The sequence below is a fragment of the Methylobacterium frigidaeris genome (assembly GCF_022179185.1).
GTDB lineage: Bacteria > Pseudomonadota > Alphaproteobacteria > Rhizobiales > Beijerinckiaceae > Methylobacterium > Methylobacterium frigidaeris.
Genome location: NZ_BPQJ01000005.1, coordinates 151,724 through 175,026, shown reverse-complemented (window position 1 = coordinate 175,026; position 23,303 = coordinate 151,724). Strand labels below are relative to the sequence as shown.

Genomic DNA, 23,303 nt, shown 5'->3' with positions numbered 1-23,303 from the left:
AGCCGCGGCAATCGCCGTGGTGGCTCTTGCCGGGCTGTGTGCCCGGGCCGTTCGGCCTCGCTCCCCTCCCGACGACCACACCGCGATGGACCCGCATCCGCGTCACGGCCCCGCGACGACGAAGACCCGGCATCACCGACCCCGTGCAGCCCCGATCTTAACGCCTGTGGGTTACTCTCCCCTCCCCCACCACCGTCCGGATCGCGAAGCTCGACTGGATCCGCGCCACCCCCGGCAGGCGCGACAGCACCTCCTTGTGCAGGCGCTCGTAATCACCCGCATCCGAGACCTCGATCCGCATCAGGTAATCGGACAAGCCGGTCATCAGGTAGCAGTCGCGCACCTCCGGGCAGCGGCGTACCGCCGCCTCGAAGCGGTTGAGCGACTCCTCCGTCTGACGCTCCAGGGTGATCTGGGTCAGCACGACGAGGTGCGCCTCGCGCTCGTCGGCCTCGATCAGGGCGGTGTAGCCGCGGATGGTGCCGTTCGATTCGAGCAGCCGCAGGCGACGCAGGCAGGCCGAGGGCGACAGGCCGACCTTGGCGGCGAGGTCCGCGTTGCTGATGCGCCCGTCGTCGCGCAGGACGCGCAGGATGCGCGCGTCGATCTCGTCCCGCCCGGCCATTGCGCAATCTCCTGCCGTTTTGCCGCAGATCATTGCGTTGCGTAGCATATTCTCGCCTATCATGCGCCGATCCGGCGGGAAATTCGGCGATCCTTGCGCAACACTCCGGACGTCGACCAGGCGCCGGGTTGGGCACCGACGAAGCAGGGCGCAACAGGGATTTTCGGCGATGCGCGTTCTGATCCTCGGCGGCGGCGTGGTGGGCGTCACCTCGGCTTACTACCTCGCCAAGGCCGGCCACGCGGTCACGGTGCTCGATCGCCAGCCCGGCGCGGGTCTCGAGACCAGCTTCGCCAATGCGGGCCAGGTCTCCCCCGGCTACTCGGCGCCCTGGGCCGCGCCCGGCATCCCCGTCAAGGCGATGAAGTGGCTGATGATGCGCCACCGGCCGCTGGTGCTGTGGCCGAGCCTGGAGCCTAAGCTCTACGGCTGGCTCGCCCGGATGCTGGCGAACTGCACCGAGGACGCCTATCGCCGCAACAAGGGCCGGATGGTGCGGCTCGCCGAGTACAGCCGCGACGTCCTGCGCGACCTGCGCACCGAGACCGGCATCACCTACGATCACCGCGAGAAGGGTACGCTCCAGCTCTTCCGCACCCAGAAGCAGCTCGACCATGTCGGCGACGACACGAGCGTGCTCGACGAATACGGCGTGCCCTACGAGGTGCTGGATCCTGCGGGCTGCATCGCGGCCGAGCCGGCGCTCGCCCGGGTCGCCGGCACCTTCGTCGGCGGCCTGCGCCTTCCCGGCGACGAGACCGGCGACGCCCATCTCTTCACGCAGAGGCTAGCCGCGATCTGCGAGCGCATGGGCGTGACGATCCGTTACGGCGCGACCATCACGGGCCTGCGTCAGGAAGGCGGCCGGATCGCCGGCGTCGGACTTGCCGGCGGCGAGGTGCTGACGGCCGATGCTTACGTCGCCGCCATGGGCAGCTACACCCCGGCGATGCTGAAGCCCCTCGGCATCGAGCTGCCGGTCTATCCGGTGAAGGGCTATTCCCTGACCCTGCCGATCACCAACGCGGAGGCCGCCCCGGTCTCGACCGTGATGGACGAGACCTTCAAGGTGGCGATCACCCGGCTCGGCGACCGCATCCGGGTCGGCGGCACGGCGGAGCTCGCCGGCTTCAGCCAGGCGTTGCGCGGCCCGCGCCGGGCGACGCTGGAGCGCTCGGTCCTCGACCTCTTCCCGGAGGGCGGCGACGTCGCCCAGGCGAAGTTCTGGACGGGCCTGCGCCCGATGACCCCGGACGGCACTCCGATCGTCGGCGCGACCGCCTATTCCAACCTCTACACCAATACCGGCCACGGCACGCTCGGCTGGACCATGGCCTGCGGCTCGGGCCGGCTGCTGGCCGACCTGATCGGCGGCCGGGCGCCGGAGATCGCGCACCAGGATCTCGCCGAGTCGCGCTACGCCAGGGCGGCGTGAGGGCGGCTTCGCCTCTCACCGACAGAGCGGACACCCTCCGCGTCGCCCCGGGGCTGCGAAAGCGGAGGCCGGGATCCAGAATGTCAGGGCGGCCAGAGTGAAGCGGGCAGCGCTCCGCCTCATCCTGGACCCTCGGCGTTTCCGAAACTTGGGCTGCCGCCTGCGGCGAACCCTGGGGTGAGCCTGTGGAGCGGGACGGCGAGCGCCTGTTCTGCCATCGCGGGAACTCGCCTCCAAGGACGGCCCTCCCCGCCCTAAATCCAGCCCCGAACGGGGAAACGGCGCATGACGTGGGTCGCAGGCGTGGACGGGTGCCCGGGCGGCTGGGTCGCGGTCTTCGCCCCACTCGACGGCGGCTCCGACACCATCCGTGCCCGCGTGCTGCCGAGCCTGGTGGCGATCTGCGACGCGCCCGAGGCCCCCGCCATCGTGGCGGTCGACATTCCAATCGGCCTGCCCGACCGGGTCGGCCCCGGCGGACGAACGGCCGAGGTCATGGTGCGGGCGCTCCTCGGGCCGCGGCGCGCGTCGGTGTTCCCGACCTCGGCCCGCAGCGTCGTCTACGCGCCGGACTATACGGCGGCGATCGCCCTGTCGCGCCGGCCCGAGACGCAGCCCTTCGCCCCCTCCCCGCCCGCCAACGCGATCTTTCCCCGAATTCGCGAGGCGGATGGTCTCTTGCGGGCCAGACCTGAGCTTCAGACGCGGGTCTACGAGGTGCACCCGGAGCTCGCCTTCCAGAGCCTCAACGGCGGCACGCCGCTCCCCGCCTCGAAGCGGAAAGCGGACGGCGCGGCCCTGCGGCGCGACCTCATCACCAAAGCCGGCCTGCCGGCCGACCTCGCCCCGCCGCGCGGCGCCAAGCCCGACGACCTCCTCGACGCGCTGGCGGCGCTCGCCGTGGCACGGGCCATCGCCAACGGGCGCGGGGTGCCCTATCCCGATCCGCCGGAGCGCGACGCCCACGGCCTGCCGGCCGCGATCTGGACGCTTACCCACAGCGAGGCACCCGCATGACCGAAGTTCCGACCGATCTCGCGACCCGCGACATCGCCCGCGCCCTGGTGCTCGACCCGAAGGGCCGCCTCCTCCTGATCGCCTACGAGGCCTCGCGCGACGTCGACCCGGACCGGCCGGGCGACCGGACCTTCTGGTTCATGCCCGGCGGCGGCATCGAGCCCGGCGAGACGCCGGAAGAAGCCTGCCGGCGCGAGCTGGAGGAGGAGATCGGGGTCAAGGACGTCGCCCTGGGTCCCCAGGTCGCCCGCTGCGACGGGCCGTTCACGCTGTTCAACAAGCCGCGCTTCGCCCGCGAGCGCTACTTCGTGGTCCGGCTGCCCGACGATCGGGTCGACACCAGCCGGCTCGCCGAGACCGAGGACAACCCGGTCTACGGCACCCGCTGGTGGCCCCTCGACGAGCTCGCCGCGACCCGTGAGCGCGTGGAGCCGCAGGGCCTCGCCACTCTGGCCAAAAGGCTCGTGGCCGGCCAGGCGATCCCGGAGGTGATGACGTTGTCCTGGGGGCCTGGCGCGGCGTAAGCGTAGCCCAGACCTTCTCTCCAAGGAGCGCGAACCCATGGCCGACGCAACCCCCTTTCCCCCCGCGCTGGCGGAAGGCTACCGCGCCTTCCTCGACGACCGGTTCGTGCGCGAGCAGGGCCGCTACGCCAGCCTCGCCGAGGGGCAGAGCCCCGAGATCCTGATCATCAGCTGCTGCGACAGCCGGGTCTCGCCGGAGGTGATCTTCGACGCGCGGCCGGGCGAATTGTTCGTGGTGCGCAACGTCGCCAACCTGGTCCCGCCCTTCGAGACCGGCGGCGAGTATCACGGCACCTCGGCGGCGCTCGAATTCGCCGTGCAGGCGCTCAAGGTGAAGCACATCGTGGTGCTGGGCCATGCCCGCTGCGGCGGCGTGCGCGCCTTCGCGGACGATGCCGCGCCGCTCTCGCCGGGCGACTTCATCGGTCGCTGGGTCTCGCTGATCCGCCCGGCGGCGGAAGCGCTCGGCGACGAGCCGCGCGGGCCCGACTATCTCGAGCAGCTCGAATACGCGACCGTCACCAACAGCCTCAAGAACCTGATGACGTTCCCGTGCGTGCGCATTCTGGTCGAGCGCGGCAAGCTGCAGCTCCACGGCGCGCATTTCGGCATCGCCACCGGGCAGTTGCGGATCCGCGACCCCGAGACCGGCGAGTTCCGCCTCGCCGAGCCCGACCGGGCGGCGGGCGCGACGAAGCTGATCCGCTGCCAGGACGAGGCGGGCAGCGGGGGTTGAACGAAAGGTCCGCAGCGACATTCACGACCGAAAGCGCGTCCCCTCTCCCATGTGGAAGAGGGGATCCCGCGACTTCCTGGTCTCAGGGTAGTTCACGGCAACATTCAATCCTCATGCCCGATCCGCGCCGCCAAGGCCGGCGCCAGCCCGATGCTCGGCTTCGGATCCGGCCGGCGGAACGTGCCGGCGGTCGCCTTGCGGGGCTGCTGCGCCACCAGCGCCTCGGCGAGCTTGACCGCCGCCACCACCTGATCGACCACCGGCACCGGCAGACGATCGCGCACCCTGGCGCCGAGGCCCGACAGGGGAGCGCCGGCGAAGATCAGCACGTCGGCGCCGTCCTCTTCGATGGCCGCCTGGGCGAGGTCGATCAGCTGCGCCTCCTTTTCCTCCTGGACGCCGGAGAGGGCGGCGAACCGGCCCTCAAGCGCCCGCACACCGGCGCAGCGCTGCTGGAGACCGTGAGCGGCAACGCATTCCTCGTACCAGGGCACCAGGGCGCGGGCGAAGGTGACGAGGCCGAAGCGCCGGCCCAGCAGGCAGGCGGAGAGCATCGCGGCCTCCGCGAGGCCGACCACCGGATAATCGAACAATTCGCGGGCGCCGAAGAGGCCCGGATCGCCGAAGGCCGCGATGATCGCGGCATCGACCGGCGGTGCCTCGGCCAGCATCTCGAGGGCGATCGCGCCGCCGATCTGCGCCTCGGCCCGCGTCGCGATGTAGGGCACGCCGCGGGGCGCCGTGGCGGTGAGGATCTCGGTGCCGGGAGCGGCCACGCCGGCACCGGTGACGCGCATCAGCTCGGTGACGTCGCGGCTGGTATTGGGGTTGAGGAGCAGCAGGCGCATCGGCGGTCTCTTCTGAATCAGGCGGCGTCGGGCCGGGTGAGGCCGGCCAGCAGCGCCGTGCCGGTATGGCCGACATGGTCGGCGAGGAGGCGGCCGGCCCGCGCGGCGTCGCGGGCCTCGAGCGCGGCCAGGATGGCCCGGTGCTCGGCGACGGATTCGTCCCAGCGCGCCCGGCTGTCGAGGGCGCGGCGGCGGGCGATCTCGGCCCGGGCGTGCAGGGCCTCGTGCGCCTCCCGCAAGCACGCGTTGCGGGCGGACGCCACGATCAGGGCGTGGATCTGCTGGTTGAGGGCGAAGTAGGGAGCGAGGTCGCCGGCCGCGTGATGCGCCTCCATCTCGGTCTGAAGCCGCCGCAGCCGCTCCAGCTCCGCCGGGGTGATGCGTGAGGCCGCCAGCTCCGCCGCCGCCCGCTCGATGGCCGCGATCGCCTCGAACAGCTCGGTCACGGCCTCCGGCTGCAGCTCCGCCACCCGGGGCGAGCGGTTGGGGCGCAGCTCCACCAGCCCCTCGACGGCCAGGAGCTTCAGCGCCTCGCGCAGCGGCGTGCGCGAGATGCCGAGCGCCGCCGACAGCTCGGTCTCGACGAGCGCGGCGCCCGCCGGCAGCGTTCCCTCGACGATCAGCGCACGCAGGCGCTCCGCCGCCTGGTCGTGCAGGCCGCGCCGCGGCCCGAGGCCGGCCGTGTCCAGCAGCACCGGTTTGCGCGGGCGCCCACGGGGGCGCCGGACCGGATCCATGCGTGTCCTCTCCATCATCGTCGGGTCTCGACCATAGCCGCTCCATCCGGCAGCGGGCGCATCAATTCCAGGCATTTCTGCTGACTGCCTCGGCATTTGGCATGAATTGCATGCAGAGCACGAAAAATACGTTGCGCCGGCCCCGAGCCCGTCCCACCCTGATCTCGCGGCGGTGGCCGACGGCCCCGCCAGAGCTTTCGAGATGTCCGGTCAAGCCCGATCGCGCTCCCGGACGGCGCGCCCCTCACGAGCGAGGTCACCGACCATGCGTCGCCATCTCGGCCCCCTGCTGGCCGCCGCCCTGTGGTCCCTCTCGCCCGCCTCGGGCCAGGAGGCGCCGGTCAAGGTCGGCTACGCCAAGTGCGCCCATTGCCTGCCGGTCGCCCTGCTGCCCGGTCTCGCCAAGGGCGCGACGATCGATGCCACCGGCTTCAATTCCGGCAACGACGTGCTGACGGCCTTGATCGCCAAGAGCCTCGACGTGGCGCAGGTCACGTACCTTCACTACGTCACCGCCCTCGACAAAGGCTTCGACATCGTGGCGGTGGCCGGCGAGGTGAATGGCGGCTCGGAATGTCTCTCCGCCAAGGCCCTGAACCTGAAGGCGGATGACTGGGCCGGCTTCAAGGCCGCGGTCGAGAAGGCGAAGGCGGCGGGCACGCCGCTCAAGGTCGCGGCCTCCCGCGGCAATGCGCAGGACATCCACATGCGCGGCGCCTTCCTCAAGCAGGGCATCAACCCCAACAAGGACGTGCAGTTCGTCAACATCCCGAACCCGTCCGACCACCTGGCGGCGATGCAGCGGGGCGAGATCGACATGGTCTGCTCGGTCGAGCCCTTCGCCTCGCAGATCCGCATGGCCGGTGCCGCGGAGCGCTTCGTGCTGCCCTACGACCAGGCCGCCGGCAACCTCACCAACCTGATCGTCACCCGCTCCGACGTGATCGCCAAGAACCGCGCCGCGGTGCAGGCGGTGGTCGATGCCGACGTGGCGCTGGTCGAGAAGCTCAAGGCCGACAAGGGCGTCTGGGTCGACGTGATCAACCAGAAGACCGGCCTGTCGAAGGAGGTTGCCGCCGAGGCGATCAGGAACGCGGAGCCGGACTACCGCATGCACCGGGCCAAGACCCTGGCCATCGCCGCGATGATGCGGGACCTCAAGTACATCAGCCGCGACGTCTCGGCCGACGTGGAGAAGCACATGGACTTCTCGTTCCTGGAGGCCGCCACGAAGAAGACCCGCGATGGCCTCGGCTACTGAGACCGCGCCGCTGCCGGAAGCGACGCCGGCTCCCGCCCGCCGGCTGCCCCGGCGCCTCGTCGCCTTCGCTGAGCGGGCGGCCCTGCCGCTCCTCCTTATCGCCGGCTGGGAGGCCTTCGCGCGCTCCGGCGCCCTGCCGGCGGCCCTGCTGCCGGCGCCTACCGCCGTGCTGCACGCCCTGGGGGACTGGCTGCTCGGCCTCGACGAGAGCACCCAGACCTATTCCGGCCGCTGGGTGCCTGACGCGCTGGCGAGCCTGACCCGGGTCGCCGCCGGTTACGCCATCGCGGCCGCGTCGGCCATCGTGATCGGGGTCGCCATCGGCTGGTGGCGGCTCGTCGAGCGCACCGTCGAGCCGACCCTGCAGATGCTGCGGCCGATCCCGCCGGTCTCTTGGATCCCGCTCGCCATCATCTGGTTCGGCATCGCCGACAAGCCGGCAATCTTCCTGGTCTTCCTCGGGGCGTTCTTCCCCGTCCTGATGAACACCATCCACGGCGTGCGCGGGGTCGACCGCAACCTGATCCGGGCCGGCGCGATGATGGGCGCGTCCGAGCGCCAGCTCCTCACCGACATCGTGCTGCCGGCCGCCCTGCCGTCGATCTTTTCGGGTCTTCGCATCGCCATCGGCTCGGCCTGGATGCTGACGGTGACCGCCGAGATGGTCGCGGTGAAGAGCGGCCTCGGCTACGTCTTGTGGGATTCCTACTACTTCCTGCGCTACGACATCGTTCTCGCCGCGATGATCTCGATCGGCCTGCTCGGCTACCTGTCCGACCTCGGCCTCAAGGCGCTGATGGCCTCGGTGCTGCACTGGCAGAAGGGCACGACGGTGCAGGGGCGGTGATCCGCCCCTCTCCCTCCCCCGAATCCCCTTGCCCCGAATCCCCTTGTCGACGGAGATTCCCATGAGCGCGATCGACCTCGCCGACGTCCAGAAAGTCTTTCGCGATCGCGACGGGCGCGACCTCGTGGCGGTGGACCGCACCCGGGCCACGATCGAGGCGGGCGAGTTCGTCTGCCTGCTCGGCCCCTCCGGCTGCGGCAAGTCCACGCTCCTCAACATGATCGCGGGCTTCGAAACCCCGAGCGCCGGCGAGGTCCGGGTGGCGGGCCGGCGCGTCGAGCGGCCGGGAGCCGATCGTGGCGTGGTGTTCCAGCAGCCGACGCTGATGCCGTGGCTCACCGTCATCGACAACGTCGCCTTCCACCTCAAGCTGAAGGGCATCGCCAAGGCCGAGCGCCATGAGAGGGCCAAGACCTATATCGACCTCGTCGGCCTCACCGGGTTCGAGCGGCACTACCCGGCGGAGCTGTCGGGCGGCATGAGCCAGCGGGTCGGCATCGCCCGGGCGCTGCTGATGAACCCGGCCGTGATCCTGATGGACGAGCCCTTCGCGGCCCTCGACGCCCAGACGAAGATCGAGATGCAGGAGGAGCTGGTCACGATCTGGCAGCGGGTCGGTGCCACGGTGGTGTTCGTCACCCACTCGGTCGACGAGGCCCTGGTGCTCGGCAACCGCATCGCCGTGATGAGCCGGCGCCCGGGCCGCATCCGCGAGTTCATCCCCTTCGACCTGCCCCGGCCGCGGGACGTGACGGGCCCGGAGTTCAACGACATGAAGCGCCGCGTCCTCGGGCTGATCCGCGAGGAATCGAGCCGCAGGGTGGCCGCGTGATGACACGTCTCGGGATGCTGACCCCGTCGTCGAACACCCGGCTCGAGCCGGCGACGGCCGAGCTGCTGCGCGACGCCAGCGACGTCACCGCCCACTTCTCGCGCTTTCGCGTCACCGAGATCACCCTCTCGGCAGCGGGGCTCGGGCAGTTCGACGAAGCGCCGATCCTCGGTGCGGCCGCGCTCCTCGCGGATGCCAAGGTGGATGCGATCGCCTGGAACGGCACATCGGCGGCCTGGCTGGGTTTCGCCCGCGACGAGGCCCTGTGCGCCCGGATCACGGAGGTCACCGGCATCCCGGCCGCGACCGCCGTCCTGGGCTTCCGCGAGGCGTTCACCCGTGCCCGTCTCCGCCGGGTCGGCCTCGTCACGCCCTATACGGGCGACGTGCAGGCGAAGATCCAGGCGAACTGGGGCGAAGCCGGGTTCGACTGCACGGCCGAGCGGCATTGCGGGCTGTCCGACAACTTCTCCTTCGCGGAGGTACCGGAGGCGGAGGTCGCCGCCATGGCCCGGGCGGTCGCCGCGGAAGGCGCAGAGGCGGTGGCGATCGTCTGCACCAACATGGCGGGGGCGGCGATGGTCGAATCTCTGGAGGCCGAGCTCGGCATCCCGGTCTACGATTCGATCGCCGTCACCCTGTGGGCGTCCTTGCGCGCCGCGGGCGCCGATCCCGGCCGGATCACCGGCCGGGGCGGACTGTTCCGGCTCTGAGCGTCAGCGATCCGCCTTGTCGCCACTGATGGTCAGTTCGAGGTAGCGGCGCGTCGTCGGCCGCACGAGGTCGGCCATTGTCTGGGCCATCGCCAGCTCTTCCTTCAGCGACATCTCGAAGGCCGGCAGCCGGGCGCTCTGGCCGGCCGCCTCGGCGAGCGTGATCAGGGCGTCGTAGGCCGCCGCCTCGTAATTCTCGAAGGCGCGGTTGGCGAAGGCGTTCTTCAGGATCTCGTCCTGGGCTGGGGTGTGGGCGAGCGCCGCCATGTTGCCCATGAAGCCGAGCACGCCCTCCTTGAGGGTCGAGGGGCTCTCGGACATCGCCGCCAGGGCCTCGTCGAGCCGGTCGCGCTGGCCGTGAGTCTCGGTGATGTGCCGGCGCAGGGCGGCCTCCATGTCGGGGTAGCGTTGCAGGCGCTCGACCTGCCGCTCCATGATCTGGAGCGCCTGCAATTCGAGCGCGTGGGTGTTCTTCAGCGCGGTCACGTACAGCGAACGGACGTCCTCGGCCATCTCGGGGGCTCCTTCCTGGCGTGTTTGGGGGCAGGTGTCTGCTGCCCGGGCCAACGTCCTCCGCCACCTCCGGTTCGCCCCAGATACTAATACTGTGACAAAGTATCCGAGGGTCCCGCACCGGGCAGGAACGCCTGGAGAGGGCCGGCGTTGTCCGCGCTCCACCGCGAGGCGACACCTCGCCCAACCCTCAGGGAGACTGCCATGACCGCGTCACCGCCTCCCGTGCCGCCGGCCAACCGCTCCGACAAGGGGCCCGGCAGCGCCGAGCGCGCTCCGACCGAGACCGGGCCGAAGGGTGCCAACCAGACCAAGGATCCGGACAAGATCGGCCAGGCCGGCAACTCGAAGGTGAATACCACCAACCAGGGCTATCAGCAGGATCGGTGACCTCATGAGCACCTCGGACAAGACCGACGCCGCCAACCGCCATCATGGCGGCCCCGGCAGCAGCCACCAGCGGCCCGACCGGCCCGACCCCACCGCCCATGCCGGCCCGAACCCGGGCGCGGCCACCAACGACAGCCGCTCCCACGTCTCGGGCGGCGGCGGCGAGCGCGACCGGCATCACACCCACGATCCGGATCGCAAGGGGCACTCGCCGCGGTCGCATTGACGTCGGCGGCGCCATGCCTCGCCGTCGGCGGGTGACATCCGTCCATTAAGGATGTTTCCCGTGAAACGGCGGGGCGGGCGCCCCGATCCCGTCACGGCCTCAGCGCGATATTGCCAAGGTCGGACAGCAAGAGAGCATCCCTGACGAACCGCGTGCAGGGAGCCCGCTCATGTCTCACCCCGCCCTTCTTCAGCTCGGCCTCACCCGTCGCGCCGCCCTGATCGGTGCGGCGATCGTCGCCTCTGCCGCCCGGAGCGTGGAAGCTGCGGAGGACGCTGCGGCTCGGCTCGCGCAGTTGGAGCGGCGCGACGGCGGCATGCTCGGTGTCGAGGTGCGCGACACCGCCACCGGTCGGCGTTTCGGCCATCGGGCCGACGAGCGCTTCCCACTCTGCAGCACCTTCAAGGCGATCGCCGCCGCCGCGGTGCTGGCCCGGGCCGACACGGGCGAGGACGACCTCAGCCGACGGATCGCTTACGGCCATGACGCCCTCCTGAGCTACGCTCCGGTCACGTCGAAGCACGTCGAGACCGGCATGACGCTCGCCGAACTCTGCGCCGCCGCCGTGGTGTGGAGCGACAACACCGCCGCCAACCTGATGCTCGACACGATCGGCGGGCCCGAGGGGATCACGGCCTTCGCGCGCGCCCACGGCGACACCGTCACCCGCCTCGACCGCACCGAGCCGACGCTCAACACCGCCATCCCCGGCGACGTGCGCGACACAACGAGCCCGGCGGCGATGGTCGGCCTCCTGGACAACGTCCTGCTCGGCCGGGCCCTGTCGGCAGAGTCGCGCGCCCGGCTCGTCGGCTGGATGCACGACAGCCCGACCGGCCTGAAGCGCGTGCGCGCCGGCCTGCCGGCGGGATGGCGCACCGCCGACAAGACCGGAACCGGCGACAACGGCACCGCCAACGTCGTGGCGCTGATCCACCGGCCGGACGGTGCGCCGATCCTCTCGGCGGTGTATCTCACCGGATCACCGGCCGAGCCCGCCGCGCGCGACGCCCTGCACGCCGAGATCGGCCGGCTGATTGCCCGGATCTTGCCGGGCACCTGATCCCCAAGCTCCGATCCGGCTCCGATGTCGAAGACCACCCGCGCCACTCAAGTCCTCGCCCGCGCCGGCATCACGCACAGCGTCCACACCTACGACTACGACCCGGAGGCGACCCGCATCGGCCTCCAGGCAGCGGAAGCGATGGGCGTCGCCCCGGGGGAGGTGTTCAAGACCCTGATGGCGGCCGTCGATGGCAAGCCGGTCTGCGTGCTGGTGCCCTCCGACCGGGAGGTGTCGCTGAAGAAGCTCGCCGCCGCCTTCAAGACCAAGTCCGCCGCGATGATGCGCCCGGCCGACGCCGAGCGGCTGACCGGCTACCATGTCGGCGGCATCAGCCCGCTCGGCCAGAAGCGAGCGGTCCCGACCGTGGTCGACGCGGCCGCCCTCGGTTATCCGGAGATCTTCGTCAATGGCGGCCAGCGCGGATTGCAGCTGCGCGTGAAACCCGACGACCTCGTGCGCGTGCTCCAGGCCCGGACCGAGGCCGTGACCTGACGGAAACGCAACGTTAACCATGATCCGCCAAGGCTCGGTGCAGGGCTCAAGCCGGGATGGCACGAAGGGACGGGCGAATGGGTTACGGCGTGCGGCTGCTGGCGGGCCTGATCGCCCTCGGCCTCGCGGGGCCGGCGGGGGCGGCCGACATGCCGGAGCCCGGCTACTGGCCGGAGCCGCGGCCCGCGCCGGGCCTCGCTCCGGCCCTGCGCTACTTCCCCCGGGGCGACAGCGACGCCTCGCCCGCCACCCGGGCCCGCCCCGCCTGTCCGCCGGGCCAGGGCTTCGTGCCCACCAATGCGCTGGGCGATCCAACCTATGTCGGCTCACCCTTCGGCCTCGGCAAGCCGAGCTATTACGGCTTCCCGCCCCCACGGGGCGTCGATGACCCGTATGGGCGCCGGCTGGTCCGGGGATGTTTCTAGCCACCTGGTTCCGATGGAGTCCGGGCGACGCCTTCGCGGCCGATCAATTCGGGTCTTGCCGCCCCGGTCTCGACGGCTAGACCAGCCTTGCCGCAGCTGGATTATCGCCCATGCCCCGCATCGCCTGCCTTCACACGATCGACAGCAACGCCGCTGTCTTCGACGAGGCTTTGCGGATGACCGGGCTGACCGGCGTCAGCCTGCACCACACCGTGCGCGCCGACCTGCTCTCCTCCGCCGAGCGGGCGGGACGGCTCACGCCCGAGATCGCCGCCGAGACCGTCGCGGTCCTGCGCAGCCTGTCCGCCGAGGTCGATGCGGTTCTGTTGACCTGCTCGACCCTCGGACCAGTCGTGGAGATCGCGGCTGCTGATGCTCCAGTCCCGGTCCTGCGGGTCGATGCGGCCCTTGCTGCCGAAGCGGTGAAGGATGGCGGCATGGTGGCGGTGCTCTGCGCTGTCGAGACGACGGTCGAGCCGACCCGGTGCCTGTTCGAGGCGGCCGCGCGAAGCACAGGTGCGGAGGTGACCGTGCAGGTGGTGCCGCAGGCCTGGGAGGCGTTCAGGGCGGGCGATCTCGACAGATATCGGGCGCTGATCGCCCGCGCTGCCCGCATCGCGCGAGAGGACGGAGCGACGCAGGTGGCCCTGGCGCAGGCCTCCATGGCCGGCGCCGCCGCCCTGCTGCCCGAGGAGACCCGTCCCCTCACCAGCCCGGCGGTCGGTCTTACCGCAGCAGTCATTGCGTCCCGCGCCGGGTAGAGGGCCGGAGCCGAGCGCTACTCCACGCGATCGACCATGCGCGCCCGCGTGCCCTCGTCCAGCACGGCGCGGATCGCCGCCGTCAGCGGATGGCGGGCGGTGTGCTTGGCGCCGTAGACGAGGTTGAAGGCGTAGTCGAACCCCGGCGGATTGCGGCCCTGGTTGTGCTGGAGGATCGTTTCCAGCTTGTCGAAGCCCTTGGCGAGGATCGCCTCCGGCGAGGTGCCGGCCTCGTACTCCTCCCACAGCCCCATGATCTCGTCCCGGCGCGCCGGCGGCAGCGGCGCGGTGAGAGCCAGGAGGTCGCGACGTTCCTGCGCGGTCTTGTCCGCCGCGCGGGGATCGGTCGCCGGGATGTCGCCGCCGAGCGCCTCCCCGAGATCGTGGACGAGGCACATCTTGAGCAGCTTGAATGCGTCGATCCCCTCGGCGCCATCGGCCAGCACCATCACCATCAGGCAGAGTCGCCAGGTATGCTCGGCCGTGCTCTCCTGCCGGCCGGAGGCGGCGTAGCCGCTGCGCAGGGTGCTCTTGAGGGCTTCGGCCCGCTGCAGGAAATCGAGCGTGCCGGCGAGTTCGTCCGGGGTCATGGGTGGGAGGCCTCCTCGCTCAAGGTCGTCTCGACCGCCGCGAGGACAAGCGCGACATCGTCTGCCATGGGATCGGCAGCGAGATCGCCGTGCACGATCCGGTTCTGGAGAGCAACCAATGGCCTCAAGGCATGCTCGGTCTCCGGCTCGATCAGGCCGTTCATGGCCAGGGCCTGGACGACGGCACCAGGCGGGTTGGTACCGTCCGCGTCCTCGCTTTGCACCCGCAGGGCCGCCTCCAGCAGCGACAAGGCCATGACGAAGGCGGGCCGACGATGCCCCGCCGCGTGGAGCGCTCGAATTTCAGCGGCCTGTGCGCGGATCTGCGCCGGATCGGCACCGGGGATCACGATCGCCCGGAGCGGGTCGCTCGCCATGAAGCCGACGTGGAGATGCCAGTCGGGATGGCCGTCGAACAGCCGGCGGACGGACGGCAGCGGCGGCTCGGACGGGTCCGGCCCGCTCCACACGTCGATGGCGAAGTTCCGCATGGGTTTCCGGGCCACGGCGTCGGGCCGGTAGTCCCCCAGGAAATCAGGCAGCTGATCGGGCGCTGGTTCAATCTGGAAGGCGAAGCCAGCCTGCTCGCAGAGCGCGCGCAGGGTCTCGATGAAGTGCCGCTCGGCTTCGCCGTCGCGGGGTCGCAGCGATGGAGCCATCAGGCTGTCCTCCAGCATGTCGGGTCATCGTCGATACGGACATAAACGACCGGCCATGCGACGAGCAGAGCATCGGACAATTGATCGCTGGGCTGAACGAAATCCCAATCGACCCCCGGTTCCAGCTTCTGCGCGACGACGCGCTCGACCAAGCGATCGTCGTTGTAAGCCAGGTGGATCAGCGCATCCATGATCGGCTTCACGATATTGTCGATATCGCCCATCGTGGGCGCGTCCGGGACATAGGAGATTGTGAGACAGAACTGTCCATTGTCGACGAAGCCGAGCTCGTACGTGACATCAATGCGCTTTCGTGCTGCTCGTTTGATGGTCTCCATCCATCGCGCCTTCGAGGCTGCTTTCGCCTGCAGCGAGAGAGGAGTGGCACCGATGAAGAATTCAAGCGGGTAGAGTGTTCCTTGCGGGGGCACGGTGCAGCTCGAACTCAAGCGAATCGCTTGATGTTACCCAAGGATACCGGCCTCGCCAGGAAGCAATCGTCCCAAACGCCCGCCCTTCCGCCGCGACGACGACCAGCGGAGGCGGCGTGGATCTTCTCTGCGTCTTGGCACGGCGTGCCCCTGGCGCGAGGCCCACACCCCGACTACCGTCGCGCCGGTTTCGACTGACCGGAGATCACGATGACGCTGCCCCCCTCCCCTCCCACCCCTGTCCTCCGCCTCGGCGACGTGCCCGCCCTGCGGGCGCAGGTGCGGGCCTGGCGGGCGGCCGGCGAGGGTGTGGCGCTGGTGCCGACCATGGGGGCGCTGCACGAGGGGCACCTGTCCCTGGTGCGGCAGGCGCAAGAACGCTGCCGGCGGGTCGTGGTCAGCATCTTCGTCAACCCGACGCAGTTCGGCCCGAACGAGGATTTTTCGCGCTACCCGCGGGTTCTGGAGGCCGATCTCGCGCTCCTGGCGGAGGTCGGGGCCGATGCCGCCTTCCTGCCCGACGTGGCGACCATGTACCCGCCGGGCTTCTCGACCACCGTGACGGTGGCGGGGCTGACGGAGGTCTTGTGCGGGCCGGTGCGCCCCGGGCACTTCGCCGGCGTCGCCACCGTGGTGACGAAGCTGCTGCTGCAATGCTTGCCGGACCGGGCGATCTTCGGCGAGAAGGACTTTCAGCAGCTCCAGGTGATCCGGCGCGCGGCTCGGGACCTCGACATCCCGGTGGCGATCGACGGCGCGCCGACCCTGCGCGAGCCTGATGGCCTCGCCCTGTCCTCCCGCAACCGCTACCTCTCGGAGGAGGAGCGGCGGGCGGCGCCCGCGATGTACGCCGTGCTGCAACGGGTGGCCGATTCCGTGCGCGGCGGCGCGGCGACGGCGCCCGCTTTGGCCGAGGGCCGGGCGGCTTTGGAGGCGGCGGGGTTCGCGCCCGTGCAGTATCTGTCGGTGAACGATGCCGAGTCGCTGGCGCCGCTGGAGCGGGTCGAGGGCCCGGCCCGGGTGCTGGCGGCGGCCTATCTCGGCCGCACGCGCCTCATCGACAATGTCGCGGTCGAGGCGACCGCGACGCCCGGGACGTCGGTCCCGCGGCGAGACTAGTCCCGCAGGAGCTCGTTGATGCCGGTCTTGGCCCGGGTGCCGGCATCGACGCGCTTGACGATGACGGCGCAGTAGAGGGACGGGCCGGGGGTGCCGTCCGGCAGCGCCTTGCCGGGCTGGGTGCCCGAGACCACCACCGAGTAGGGCGGCACGCGGCCGTAAGTGACCTCGCCGGTGGCCCGGTCGATGATCTTGGTCGAGGCGCCGATATAGACGCCCATCGACAGCACGCTGCCCTCGCCGATGATCACGCCCTCGGCCACCTCGGCGCGCGCGCCGATGAAGCAATTGTCCTCGATGATGACCGGGTTGGCCTGGAGCGGCTCGAGCACGCCGGCGATGCCGGCGCCGCCGGAGATGTGGCAGTTCTTGCCGACCTGGGCGCAGGAGCCGATCGTGGCCCAGGTGTCGACCATCGTGCCCTCGCCCACATAGGCGCCGAGATTGACGAAGGACGGCATCAGGACCGCGCCGGCGGCGATGTGGGCGCCCCGGCGCACCACCGCGCCCGGCACCGCCCGGAAGCCCGCGGCGCGGAAGCGCGCGGCGTCCCAGCCCTCGAACTTCGACGGCACCTTGTCCCACCAGCCGCCGCCGCCGGGCCCGCCCGGGATCAGCGTCATGTCGTTGAGGCGGAAGGAGAGTAGCACCGCCTTCTTGAGCCACTGGTTGACGTGCCAATCTTGGGCCTCGCCCTTCTCGGCGACCCGAGCCTCACCGGAATCGAGGAGCGCCAGGGCGGCCTCGACGGCGTCGCGCACCGGCCCGGTTGTATCGGCGCCGATAGTCGCGCGGTCCTCCCAGGCGGCTTCGATGGTCCGGGCGAGATCGGCGTGCGACATGGGAGGCGTCCAGGCGGGAGTGCATTGCGGCGTCCCCTCTACCAAAGCCCCCACGGTGCTGTCACGTCGGGTCGGCGGCGCGGCTGCCGGCGAAGGCACGGGTCAGGGCGGCGAGTTCGTCGGCGAGCGCGTCGTGGATCACCGCGGCGGCGTCCGGAAACACCTCGAGCATCCGGCGCATCACCGCCTGGGTGACGACCATGACCTCGACCGGAAAGCTGCCCGCCCGCGCAGTGGTCGGCCGCTCCACGGGGAAGAACAAGGCGGCCTGGCCGATCAGCGCCGAGGGACCCGCCTCGACCGGGGCGCCGCGGGGGCCACGGGGCTCCAGCACCACCGTGCCGCGAGTCACCACGAAGCCGCCTTCGGCGGTCTCGCCGCGGGTGAACAGCACGGCGCCCGGGTCCAGCCGCCGGCGCTCGGCCGCGAACGAGATCAGGCGCAGGGCGTCCCGGTTCATCAAGCCGAACAGCGGCGCCGCTTCCAGAATCGCGATGTCGTCGTCGAGCGCCAACGGCCTCGCTCTCCCTTCCCGCGCCGGCGCCGTCTTCAAGCACCCGGGCGGCCCGGCCAAGCTCTAGAGCATTTTCCGGCGCCGTGGACACCGGTTCGTCGCAGAAAATACGGCAAGGCGAACCGCTGCAGGTTTATTGGCCTCCCACCTGCACGCGCTGCTCACTCACGCGACCTGAGCGCCCGCCGCACCGCCGGGCCGCGCCACCACGCGGTTGCGCCCCTGGCGCTTGGCCTCGTAGAGCACCGCGTCGGCAGCCGAGAAGCATTGCCCAACGGTCTCGCCCGAGACGACCTCCGCGACGCCAAGGCTCACCGTGACGATGCCGCCCTCGTTGCCGATATGCGGGATCTGCAGCCGGGCCGCCGCCTGGCGGATGCGCTCGGCCCGGGCGGCGGCCTCCCGGCCGGAAGCGCCAGGCAGCAGCACGGCGAATTCCTCGCCGCCGATCCGGCACGCGGCCTCCTCCGGCTCCCGGACTTGGCGCTGCAGCACCCGGGCGATGGCGCGCAGCACCTCGTCTCCGGCGAGGTGGCCATAGGTGTCGTTGTAGCGCTTGAAACGGTCGGCATCCAGGAGGATGAGGGACAGAGGCGCGCCGGTTCGCGCGGCCTCCTCGCGCGCCCGTGCGAAGGCTTCGTCGAAGTGGCGCCGGTTCGGCAGGCCCGTGAGCCCGTCGGTATGGGCGAGGCGGGCGAGATCGCTGTTGGCCGCGAGCGCTCGCTCCTCGGCGCGGGCCCGCCGCTCAAGCTCGCGCTGGAGTACGAGCGTCAGCCCGATCAGGCCGCCGCACAGGAACGCCACCACGGCGACGATCGCCATCGCTTTGGGCCGCCACAGATCGGCGATGGTCTGCGTGGGGACCACCACCGCGGCGATGAGGGGCCGGTCGCCGATCCGACTGAAACTGAACAGGCCCTCGATCGCCTCGGTGTAGCCGATCGCGACGAACTGTCCCGAGCGCCGTTCGAGGAAGCGCGGGAAATGCGGCGCCGCGGTCATGTTCCTGCCGATCGCGTCCTCCATCACCGGGCTGCGGACCAGGAGCTCGCCGCTCTCGCGGAAGAAGGCGATGCGGGTCTGGTCGCCGAGGCTGAGGCGGCCGAACAGGACGTTGAAGTAGCCGATGTCGATCGTGCCGACGACCACGCCGGCGAAGGCCCCGTCCGCGTAGGCGAGGCGGCGGCTGAGCGGGATCGCCCAGCGCCCGTCCGGCTCCATCCTGAGCGGCTTGCCGATATAGAGCCCGACATCCTCCCGCTCCTTGTGGATCCGGAAGAAATCCGCGTCGGGAAAGCTCACCCGCCGGGGCACCACCGAGGCCGAATCGACGAAGGCCTTGCCCTGCGCGTCGAGGGCCAGGATGGCGCCGAGGCCGTTCGCGGTGGCGGCCCGGTCGAACAGCACGGCCTGGCGCAGGCCCGGCGCGATGCCGTCGGCCTCCGGGTTGCGCAGGCCCTCGACCACGGCCTGGAGCGACAGGTCGTAGAGCTGGATGTTGCGGTCGACCATGTGCTCGACCGATTCCAGCAGGTTCTGCGACACCCGGCCGACCTGCTCCCAGGCGCTGCTGCGCATCTGCATGACCGTCAGGCCGGACACGGCACCGATCACCAGGGTTGCGGCGACGATCGACCCGGCCAGCGTACGGGACGCGGTGGACGGCCGCCTGCGGGATCCGGGATGCATCGACGTTCCGTTGGGCGGTGCCTGCGATCCTCTCCGTCTAGTCCGGGAAGTCTAAGATTGAGTTGCGCCCCAAGGACGACCGGCCATCCTGATGCGGGTGGGCGGCACGTGCCGTTTGCAGCTACGATCCGGCGCGCAGGAGCCGCCGCAGGAGAGACCACGATGCGTGCCGAGACGATTTCACCCGTGCCCCCTCGCCAGGGCGCCCCGCGATGCTGAGTCCCGCCCTGCGCGAGGAGATCGCCCGCCGCTACGGCACGCCTGCGGTCGTCATCGACCTCGACCGGGTGGCCCGCAACATCGCCCGGCTCCAGGCCGCCTGCGACGCGGCCGGCCTCGCCAACCGCCCGCATATCAAGACGCACAAGAGTCCGGTCCTCGCCCGGATGCAGATCGAGGCCGGGGCGTGCGGCGTCACCTGCCAGAAGATCGGTGAGGCCGAGGTGATGGCCCGGGCCGGGATCGACGACATCCTGATCAGCTACAACCTGATCGGCCCGCACGCGATCGGGCGCCTCGGCCGGCTCCTGCGCGAGAGCCCTGCGCGGATCACGGTCGCGGCCGACAACCCGGTGACGGTGGCGGGCCTGCCGGAGGCGGCGAGGGCCGGCGGCCGCACCCTCGACGTGGTGGTGGAGTGCGACACCGGCCGCAGGCGCGCCGGCGTCGAGACCCCGGGCGAGGCGGTGGCGCTCGCCCGCGACATCGCGGGCCGGTCCGGCCTCGCCTTCGCGGGCCTGCTGATGTACCCGCCGACCGGCGGCGTCGCCGACGCGCAGGCCTTCCTCGACGCCGCGCAGGCGGGGCTCACCGAGCACGGCCTCGAGGCCCGCATCGTCTCGACCGGCGGCACGCCGAACCTGCCGGAACTCGGTCGGGTCCGCGGCGCCACAGAGCACCGGGCCGGCACCGTAATCTTCAACGACCGCATGATGATGGCGGCGGGCGTCGCCGGGCTGGAGGATTGCGCGCTCGCGGTGCTCTCCCGGGTGGTGAGCCGGGCCGGGCCTGCGCGAGGCATCCTGGATGCCGGCTCGAAGACGCTCACCAGCGATCCCGGCGGCGGCCTCGACGGGTTCGGGCTCCTGCCCGACCATCCGGGCGCCCGCATCAGCGCCTTCGCGGAGGAGCACGGCTTCCTCGATCTCGCGGCCTGCGGCGAGCGGCCCGGGGTCGGCGCCCTGGTCGAGGTGGTGCCCAACCACGTCTGCGTCGTCGTCAACATGGTCGACGCGCTGGTGACGGTGCGGGACGGCGCGATCGTCGGCACGCTGCCGGTGGAGGCGCGGGGGATGATTACGTGATACCGCCGCGCCTTCGAACGGACGCGTTCGAAGGCGCCAGGCAAGCCCGAACGGGCGCCGGCGCTGATGCGCCGGTCGCTTTCGCATCGACATGGCGATGCGAAGGCGCGAGGGTATGAGACATCGCGCCCGATCGGAGCTCGGATGCGTTACGGCAGCAGCTTGTACCCCCCGCCCTCCGTCACCAGGATCGAGGCGGTCGCCGGATTCGGCTCGATCTTCTGGCGCAGGCGGTAGATGTGAGTCTCGAGGGTGTGGGTGGTGACCTGCGCGTTGTAGCCCCAGACCTCGGCGAGCAGCGTGTCGCGCCCCACCACCTGCCGCCCGGCGCGATAGAGGAAGCGCAGGATCGCGGTCTCCTTCTCGGTGAGCTTCAGCTTCGAGCCGCGCTCGCCGACGAGGAGCTTCGCTCCCGGCCGGAAAGTGTAGGGGCCGATCTGGAACACCGCGTCCTCGCTCGCCTCGTACTGGCGCAGCTGGGCGCGGATGCGCGCGAGCAGCACCGCGAACTTGAACGGCTTCGTCACGTAGTCGTTGGCGCCAGCGTCCAGGCCCTGCACGGTGTCGGCATCCGAGACCTGGCCGGTCAGCATGATCACCGGCCCGCGAAAGCCGCCCTGGCGCATCTGCCGCACCGCCTCGCGCCCGTCGAGATCGGGCAGACCGACATCCATCACCACGAGGTCGACCCGCTCGGCCGCGACCCGGTCCATCGCCCCGCGCGCGGTCTCGGCGGTGACCACCTCGAAGGCGTCCGAGAGGGCGAGCTGCTCGGTCAGGGTGTCGCGCAGGGTCGGATCGTCGTCGACGACGAGCAGGCGGTGGGCGTTCGACATCGAACCGGGCACTCTCGAGGAAGGCGGGCGGGCTTGGGATCCCGCCGGCCGGGCGGGGCGACGGTCCCGGACGGACCGCAGCCTGGCAGCGTGCGGGGCAGAGTAGCGGAGCGCCAAGCCGCGGCAAGGGCCGCGCCTGAGCCTGTCCACGGCGCCGACCTCACGGGCGGGGCGGCAGCGGGCCCTCCGGGCGCGGCGGAGCGGGGCGCAGGTTGCTCGGTTCGGCGAGGTCCGGGCGCGCCACCGCCACCGGGCAGGCCTGGAGCCAGAGATAGGCCCGGAGCGCCAGCCAGGCATCCTCGAGCGCGCCGTGGCGAGTGCCCACCCGCGCGATGCCGATGCGCCGGCACACCGCGTCGAGGGCCGCCCTCCCCTTCTCGCCCCGGCGGCGATAGGCCTCCATGGTGCAGTAGACCTCAGGCCGAACCGGGCCCAGGCCGGCCGCGGCGAGCTCGCGGTTGAGGAAGCCGAGATCGAAGGCGGCGTTGTGGGCGACGATCAGGTCGGCCCCGGCGAGGAGGTCCGCCAGGGCACCGGCATGCGCGCCGGCCGGGTCCTGGTGGCGCAGGAGCCAGTCGTCGTAACCGTGCACCGCCTCGGCCATCGGGTGGCTCGCTCGACCGGGATCGAAGATCAGGTGGTGGCAGGCGATCTCCGGAGCGCCGGTGGCGAGGGAGGCGGTGGCGAGCGCCACGGCACCGAAGCTCACCACCCGGTCGGCCTCGGCCAGTCCCGTCGTCTCGACGTCGACCGCGACGAGGCGCGGCGGCAGCCAGCCGAGCCAGTCCGGCGCGGGATCGGGGAGCGGGATCGGCGGAGGCATGTCGGTCGGGGCGGCTCGGATGCGGAATGTTCGCGCCATTCTCCGCCGGACCGGACGTCCTGTCACGCTCCCCTCGCACGCTCCCCTCGCATGCTCCCCTGGACGGCGCCGGAGCCGGCGCCCTAAGACAGTTCCCCATGAAGCGCATCACCCTCCCGCACCTGCGGGTCCGCCCGAATCCCCTCGACCGAAGCCGTGGCACCTTGATCGCCGGCCCGGTCCTGATTCCCTGCGCCCTCGGCAAGGGCGGCCAGACGCGGGACAAGCGCGAGGGCGACGGCGCCTCGCCCCGCGGCACGTTTCGCCTGCGCGGCGGCTTCTACCGGCCGGACCGGCTCGGGGTGCGACCCGCGACTCCCCTCCCCTTGCACCGCATCCGCCCGGGGGACGGGTGGTGCGACGACCCAGGCGACCGGCGCTACAACCGCCCCATCCCCTTGCCGGCTCCCGGCGTCAGCGCCGAGCGGCTCTGGCGCGACGACGGGCTCTACGACCTCGTGATCGACCTCGACTACAATCGCGGCCCGATCCGCCCCGGGCGCGGCAGCGCCATCTTCCTGCACGTCGCTCGCCCTGGCTTCCGTCCGACCGAGGGCTGCGTCGCCGTGCGCCGCCCCGACCTCGTCCGGCTCCTGCGCCGCCTCGGGCCCGGCACCCGGCTCACGATCTAAGGACGATAGTCTCCGACATCACGAGAATTCGACAGGATCTCCTCGCCGAATCATGTTGCGGGGCACAAAAAACTCTTTCATTTTGGTAACGCTGCCACACTCGCGCCCCGTGAAAACATCCTGTAGGGTCCAGCTGCCACACAAAAACCGTATCGGACGCAGGGAGAGACGCATGCTCGACGCCTACACCGCGACCGAGATCGTTCGAGCCCGACAGATCCACGCGGCGGAGGGCGCGCGCGGCACCCTCTGGGACAGCACGGCCCGCTACCGCGATGGGCTGCCGAACTCCCCTGTTCTGCTCACGGACGAGGATCGCGTCCGCTTCCTGGAGCAGGCGCGGGAAGAGATCCGCTGCTTGCACGCGAACTGACTTG

Annotated in this window: 30 protein-coding genes; 18 read left to right on the top strand and 12 right to left on the bottom strand. The window is 71.1% G+C overall.

Annotation, left to right across the window (positions count from 1 at the left end):
* Nucleotides 1-157: 157 nt before the first annotated feature.
* Nucleotides 158-625: an Lrp/AsnC family transcriptional regulator gene (locus tag MFF64_RS07450; protein WP_238190264.1), complete on the bottom strand. Its 468-nt coding sequence runs from the start codon at nt 623-625 to the stop codon at nt 158-160.
* Between the two features lie 169 nt (nt 626-794).
* On the opposite strand from MFF64_RS07450, the gene MFF64_RS07445 reads away from it, so the two are divergent.
* The 4 genes from MFF64_RS07445 (at nt 795) to MFF64_RS07430 (ending at nt 4,337) form a co-directional block, all read left to right on the top strand.
* Nucleotides 795-2,060 (top strand): D-amino acid dehydrogenase, encoded by a 1,266-nt coding sequence (locus tag MFF64_RS07445; protein WP_099903923.1) that lies wholly within the window; start codon nt 795-797, stop codon nt 2,058-2,060.
* 285 nt (nt 2,061-2,345) lie between these two features.
* Complete coding sequence (locus MFF64_RS07440) at nt 2,346-3,077, top strand: DUF429 domain-containing protein (RefSeq protein ID WP_099903924.1); 732 nt, start codon at nt 2,346-2,348, stop codon at nt 3,075-3,077.
* The gene (locus tag MFF64_RS07435; RefSeq protein ID WP_099903926.1) at nt 3,074-3,601 is read left to right on the top strand and encodes an NUDIX hydrolase; all 528 of its coding nucleotides are present in this window, start codon (nt 3,074-3,076) and stop codon (nt 3,599-3,601) included. The genes MFF64_RS07440 and MFF64_RS07435 overlap by 4 nt, the downstream gene beginning before the upstream one ends.
* A 37-nt stretch (nt 3,602-3,638) precedes the next feature.
* Nucleotides 3,639-4,337: a carbonic anhydrase gene (locus MFF64_RS07430; protein WP_238190262.1), complete on the top strand. Its 699-nt coding sequence runs from the start codon at nt 3,639-3,641 to the stop codon at nt 4,335-4,337.
* A 104-nt stretch (nt 4,338-4,441) separates the two neighbouring features.
* On the opposite strand, the gene MFF64_RS07425 is transcribed toward MFF64_RS07430, so the two are convergent.
* Nucleotides 4,442-5,185, bottom strand: coding sequence for an aspartate/glutamate racemase family protein (locus MFF64_RS07425; RefSeq protein ID WP_099904351.1), 744 nt, complete (start codon nt 5,183-5,185; stop codon nt 4,442-4,444).
* Between the two features lie 17 nt (nt 5,186-5,202).
* Complete coding sequence (locus tag MFF64_RS07420) at nt 5,203-5,922, bottom strand: GntR family transcriptional regulator (RefSeq protein WP_099904353.1); 720 nt, start codon at nt 5,920-5,922, stop codon at nt 5,203-5,205.
* 265 nt (nt 5,923-6,187) lie between these two features.
* On the opposite strand from MFF64_RS07420, the gene MFF64_RS07415 reads away from it, so the two are divergent.
* From MFF64_RS07415 to MFF64_RS07400, 4 genes are all read left to right on the top strand, one after another.
* On the top strand, nt 6,188-7,183 hold the full coding sequence (locus MFF64_RS07415; RefSeq protein WP_099904355.1) for an ABC transporter substrate-binding protein: 996 nt from the start codon (nt 6,188-6,190) through the stop codon (nt 7,181-7,183).
* Nucleotides 7,167-8,030, top strand: coding sequence for an ABC transporter permease (locus tag MFF64_RS07410; protein WP_099904357.1), 864 nt, complete (start codon nt 7,167-7,169; stop codon nt 8,028-8,030). The genes MFF64_RS07415 and MFF64_RS07410 overlap by 17 nt, the downstream gene beginning before the upstream one ends.
* 61 nt (nt 8,031-8,091) lie before the next feature.
* Nucleotides 8,092-8,862 carry an ABC transporter ATP-binding protein gene (locus MFF64_RS07405; protein ID WP_238190260.1) on the top strand — a complete coding sequence of 257 codons (771 nt, stop codon included), beginning with the start codon at nt 8,092-8,094 and terminating at the stop codon, nt 8,860-8,862.
* Nucleotides 8,862-9,575, top strand: a complete 714-nt coding sequence (locus tag MFF64_RS07400) for a maleate cis-trans isomerase family protein (RefSeq protein WP_238190258.1) — start codon at nt 8,862-8,864, stop codon at nt 9,573-9,575. The genes MFF64_RS07405 and MFF64_RS07400 overlap by 1 nt, the downstream gene beginning before the upstream one ends.
* 3 nt (nt 9,576-9,578) lie before the next feature.
* Here the strand turns inward: MFF64_RS07400 and MFF64_RS07395 are convergent, their stop codons facing one another.
* Nucleotides 9,579-10,088: a ferritin-like domain-containing protein gene (locus MFF64_RS07395; protein WP_099904170.1), complete on the bottom strand. Its 510-nt coding sequence runs from the start codon at nt 10,086-10,088 to the stop codon at nt 9,579-9,581.
* Between the two features lie 204 nt (nt 10,089-10,292).
* Between MFF64_RS07395 and MFF64_RS07390 the strand changes: the two genes are divergently transcribed.
* From MFF64_RS07390 to MFF64_RS07365, 6 genes are all read left to right on the top strand, one after another.
* Nucleotides 10,293-10,478, top strand: a complete 186-nt coding sequence (locus MFF64_RS07390) for a hypothetical protein (RefSeq protein WP_099904172.1) — start codon at nt 10,293-10,295, stop codon at nt 10,476-10,478.
* 4 nt (nt 10,479-10,482) lie between these two features.
* A complete protein-coding gene (locus tag MFF64_RS07385; RefSeq protein WP_099904174.1) occupies nt 10,483-10,704 on the top strand; it encodes a hypothetical protein in 222 nt (73 codons plus the stop codon).
* A gap of 169 nt (nt 10,705-10,873) precedes the next feature.
* Nucleotides 10,874-11,767 carry a class A beta-lactamase gene (gene bla / locus MFF64_RS07380; protein WP_099904176.1) on the top strand — a complete coding sequence of 298 codons (894 nt, stop codon included), beginning with the start codon at nt 10,874-10,876 and terminating at the stop codon, nt 11,765-11,767.
* 24 nt (nt 11,768-11,791) lie between these two features.
* Entirely contained in the window at nt 11,792-12,262 is a 471-nt protein-coding gene (gene ybaK, locus MFF64_RS07375; RefSeq protein ID WP_099904178.1) for a Cys-tRNA(Pro) deacylase, read from the top strand.
* Between the two features lie 77 nt (nt 12,263-12,339).
* Entirely contained in the window at nt 12,340-12,687 is a 348-nt protein-coding gene (locus tag MFF64_RS07370; protein WP_165795765.1) for a hypothetical protein, read from the top strand.
* A 110-nt stretch (nt 12,688-12,797) separates the two neighbouring features.
* Nucleotides 12,798-13,448 carry an aspartate/glutamate racemase family protein gene (locus tag MFF64_RS07365; RefSeq protein ID WP_099904181.1) on the top strand — a complete coding sequence of 217 codons (651 nt, stop codon included), beginning with the start codon at nt 12,798-12,800 and terminating at the stop codon, nt 13,446-13,448.
* A gap of 17 nt (nt 13,449-13,465) precedes the next feature.
* Here the strand turns inward: MFF64_RS07365 and MFF64_RS07360 are convergent, their stop codons facing one another.
* Genes MFF64_RS07360 through MFF64_RS07350 form a run of 3 tightly spaced genes read right to left on the bottom strand, consistent with a single transcriptional unit; the run spans nt 13,466 to nt 15,128 of the window.
* Nucleotides 13,466-14,038, bottom strand: a complete 573-nt coding sequence (locus MFF64_RS07360) for an HD domain-containing protein (protein WP_238190247.1) — start codon at nt 14,036-14,038, stop codon at nt 13,466-13,468.
* Nucleotides 14,035-14,715 (bottom strand): hypothetical protein, encoded by a 681-nt coding sequence (locus MFF64_RS07355; RefSeq protein ID WP_238190246.1) that lies wholly within the window; start codon nt 14,713-14,715, stop codon nt 14,035-14,037. The genes MFF64_RS07360 and MFF64_RS07355 overlap by 4 nt, the downstream gene beginning before the upstream one ends.
* The gene (locus MFF64_RS07350; RefSeq protein WP_099901403.1) at nt 14,697-15,128 is read right to left on the bottom strand and encodes a RusA family crossover junction endodeoxyribonuclease; all 432 of its coding nucleotides are present in this window, start codon (nt 15,126-15,128) and stop codon (nt 14,697-14,699) included. Before MFF64_RS07350 ends, MFF64_RS07355 begins: the two co-directional genes overlap by 19 nt.
* A 210-nt stretch (nt 15,129-15,338) precedes the next feature.
* Between MFF64_RS07350 and panC the strand changes: the two genes are divergently transcribed.
* Nucleotides 15,339-16,247, top strand: a complete 909-nt coding sequence (gene panC / locus MFF64_RS07345) for a pantoate--beta-alanine ligase (RefSeq protein WP_238190244.1) — start codon at nt 15,339-15,341, stop codon at nt 16,245-16,247.
* Here panC and dapD read toward each other — a convergent pair.
* The 3 genes from dapD to MFF64_RS07330 form a co-directional block, all read right to left on the bottom strand.
* A complete protein-coding gene (dapD, locus tag MFF64_RS07340) occupies nt 16,244-17,089 on the bottom strand; it encodes a 2,3,4,5-tetrahydropyridine-2,6-dicarboxylate N-succinyltransferase (protein ID WP_099905011.1) in 846 nt (281 codons plus the stop codon). The two genes, panC and dapD, sit on opposite strands and share 4 nt — an antisense overlap.
* Nucleotides 17,090-17,150: 61 nt before the next feature.
* Nucleotides 17,151-17,603, bottom strand: coding sequence for a Crp/Fnr family transcriptional regulator (locus MFF64_RS07335; protein WP_099905009.1), 453 nt, complete (start codon nt 17,601-17,603; stop codon nt 17,151-17,153).
* A gap of 165 nt (nt 17,604-17,768) precedes the next feature.
* On the bottom strand, nt 17,769-19,292 hold the full coding sequence (locus MFF64_RS07330) for a sensor domain-containing diguanylate cyclase (RefSeq protein ID WP_099905007.1): 1,524 nt from the start codon (nt 19,290-19,292) through the stop codon (nt 17,769-17,771).
* A 215-nt stretch (nt 19,293-19,507) separates the two neighbouring features.
* Between MFF64_RS07330 and MFF64_RS07325 the strand changes: the two genes are divergently transcribed.
* A complete protein-coding gene (locus MFF64_RS07325) occupies nt 19,508-20,596 on the top strand; it encodes an alanine racemase (protein WP_425324388.1) in 1,089 nt (362 codons plus the stop codon).
* Between the two features lie 149 nt (nt 20,597-20,745).
* On the opposite strand, the gene MFF64_RS07320 is transcribed toward MFF64_RS07325, so the two are convergent.
* Nucleotides 20,746-21,432: a response regulator transcription factor gene (locus tag MFF64_RS07320; protein WP_238190242.1), complete on the bottom strand. Its 687-nt coding sequence runs from the start codon at nt 21,430-21,432 to the stop codon at nt 20,746-20,748.
* 160 nt (nt 21,433-21,592) lie between these two features.
* Nucleotides 21,593-22,255 carry a 3'-5' exonuclease gene (locus tag MFF64_RS07315; protein WP_238190240.1) on the bottom strand — a complete coding sequence of 221 codons (663 nt, stop codon included), beginning with the start codon at nt 22,253-22,255 and terminating at the stop codon, nt 21,593-21,595.
* A 137-nt stretch (nt 22,256-22,392) separates the two neighbouring features.
* Here MFF64_RS07315 and MFF64_RS07310 point away from each other — a divergent pair, with 137 nt between their 5' ends.
* Both MFF64_RS07310 and MFF64_RS07305 read left to right on the top strand, forming a co-directional pair.
* Nucleotides 22,393-22,926, top strand: a complete 534-nt coding sequence (locus MFF64_RS07310; RefSeq protein WP_099904960.1) for a L,D-transpeptidase family protein — start codon at nt 22,393-22,395, stop codon at nt 22,924-22,926.
* A gap of 172 nt (nt 22,927-23,098) precedes the next feature.
* A complete protein-coding gene (locus tag MFF64_RS07305) occupies nt 23,099-23,299 on the top strand; it encodes a hypothetical protein (RefSeq protein ID WP_099904962.1) in 201 nt (66 codons plus the stop codon).
* Nucleotides 23,300-23,303 lie beyond the last annotated feature (4 nt).

Excerpts from the sequence above, each read along its gene's own strand:
- MFF64_RS07400 (WP_238190258.1), top strand. The coding sequence starts at position 8,862 with ATGACACGTCTCGGGATGCTGACCCCGTCGTCGAACACCCGGCTCGAG.
- MFF64_RS07450 (WP_238190264.1), bottom strand. The coding sequence starts at position 625 with ATGGCCGGGCGGGACGAGATCGACGCGCGCATCCTGCGCGTCCTGCGC.
- MFF64_RS07430 (WP_238190262.1), top strand. The coding sequence starts at position 3,639 with ATGGCCGACGCAACCCCCTTTCCCCCCGCGCTGGCGGAAGGCTACCGC.
- panC (WP_238190244.1), top strand. The coding sequence starts at position 15,339 with ATGACGCTGCCCCCCTCCCCTCCCACCCCTGTCCTCCGCCTCGGCGAC.
- MFF64_RS07310 (WP_099904960.1), top strand. The coding sequence starts at position 22,393 with ATGAAGCGCATCACCCTCCCGCACCTGCGGGTCCGCCCGAATCCCCTC.
- MFF64_RS07440 (WP_099903924.1), top strand. The coding sequence starts at position 2,346 with ATGACGTGGGTCGCAGGCGTGGACGGGTGCCCGGGCGGCTGGGTCGCG.
- MFF64_RS07330 (WP_099905007.1), bottom strand. The coding sequence starts at position 19,292 with ATGCATCCCGGATCCCGCAGGCGGCCGTCCACCGCGTCCCGTACGCTG.
- MFF64_RS07365 (WP_099904181.1), top strand. The coding sequence starts at position 12,798 with ATGCCCCGCATCGCCTGCCTTCACACGATCGACAGCAACGCCGCTGTC.
- MFF64_RS07395 (WP_099904170.1), bottom strand. The coding sequence starts at position 10,088 with ATGGCCGAGGACGTCCGTTCGCTGTACGTGACCGCGCTGAAGAACACC.
- MFF64_RS07415 (WP_099904355.1), top strand. The coding sequence starts at position 6,188 with ATGCGTCGCCATCTCGGCCCCCTGCTGGCCGCCGCCCTGTGGTCCCTC.
- dapD (WP_099905011.1), bottom strand. The coding sequence starts at position 17,089 with ATGTCGCACGCCGATCTCGCCCGGACCATCGAAGCCGCCTGGGAGGAC.
- MFF64_RS07320 (WP_238190242.1), bottom strand. The coding sequence starts at position 21,432 with ATGTCGAACGCCCACCGCCTGCTCGTCGTCGACGACGATCCGACCCTG.
- MFF64_RS07425 (WP_099904351.1), bottom strand. The coding sequence starts at position 5,185 with ATGCGCCTGCTGCTCCTCAACCCCAATACCAGCCGCGACGTCACCGAG.
- MFF64_RS07305 (WP_099904962.1), top strand. The coding sequence starts at position 23,099 with ATGCTCGACGCCTACACCGCGACCGAGATCGTTCGAGCCCGACAGATC.
- MFF64_RS07355 (WP_238190246.1), bottom strand. The coding sequence starts at position 14,715 with ATGCTGGAGGACAGCCTGATGGCTCCATCGCTGCGACCCCGCGACGGC.
- MFF64_RS07385 (WP_099904174.1), top strand. The coding sequence starts at position 10,483 with ATGAGCACCTCGGACAAGACCGACGCCGCCAACCGCCATCATGGCGGC.
- MFF64_RS07410 (WP_099904357.1), top strand. The coding sequence starts at position 7,167 with ATGGCCTCGGCTACTGAGACCGCGCCGCTGCCGGAAGCGACGCCGGCT.
- MFF64_RS07445 (WP_099903923.1), top strand. The coding sequence starts at position 795 with ATGCGCGTTCTGATCCTCGGCGGCGGCGTGGTGGGCGTCACCTCGGCT.
- MFF64_RS07360 (WP_238190247.1), bottom strand. The coding sequence starts at position 14,038 with ATGACCCCGGACGAACTCGCCGGCACGCTCGATTTCCTGCAGCGGGCC.
- MFF64_RS07370 (WP_165795765.1), top strand. The coding sequence starts at position 12,340 with ATGGGTTACGGCGTGCGGCTGCTGGCGGGCCTGATCGCCCTCGGCCTC.
- MFF64_RS07420 (WP_099904353.1), bottom strand. The coding sequence starts at position 5,922 with ATGGATCCGGTCCGGCGCCCCCGTGGGCGCCCGCGCAAACCGGTGCTG.
- ybaK (WP_099904178.1), top strand. The coding sequence starts at position 11,792 with ATGTCGAAGACCACCCGCGCCACTCAAGTCCTCGCCCGCGCCGGCATC.
- MFF64_RS07390 (WP_099904172.1), top strand. The coding sequence starts at position 10,293 with ATGACCGCGTCACCGCCTCCCGTGCCGCCGGCCAACCGCTCCGACAAG.
- MFF64_RS07315 (WP_238190240.1), bottom strand. The coding sequence starts at position 22,255 with ATGCCTCCGCCGATCCCGCTCCCCGATCCCGCGCCGGACTGGCTCGGC.
- MFF64_RS07435 (WP_099903926.1), top strand. The coding sequence starts at position 3,074 with ATGACCGAAGTTCCGACCGATCTCGCGACCCGCGACATCGCCCGCGCC.
- MFF64_RS07405 (WP_238190260.1), top strand. The coding sequence starts at position 8,092 with ATGAGCGCGATCGACCTCGCCGACGTCCAGAAAGTCTTTCGCGATCGC.
- bla (WP_099904176.1), top strand. The coding sequence starts at position 10,874 with ATGTCTCACCCCGCCCTTCTTCAGCTCGGCCTCACCCGTCGCGCCGCC.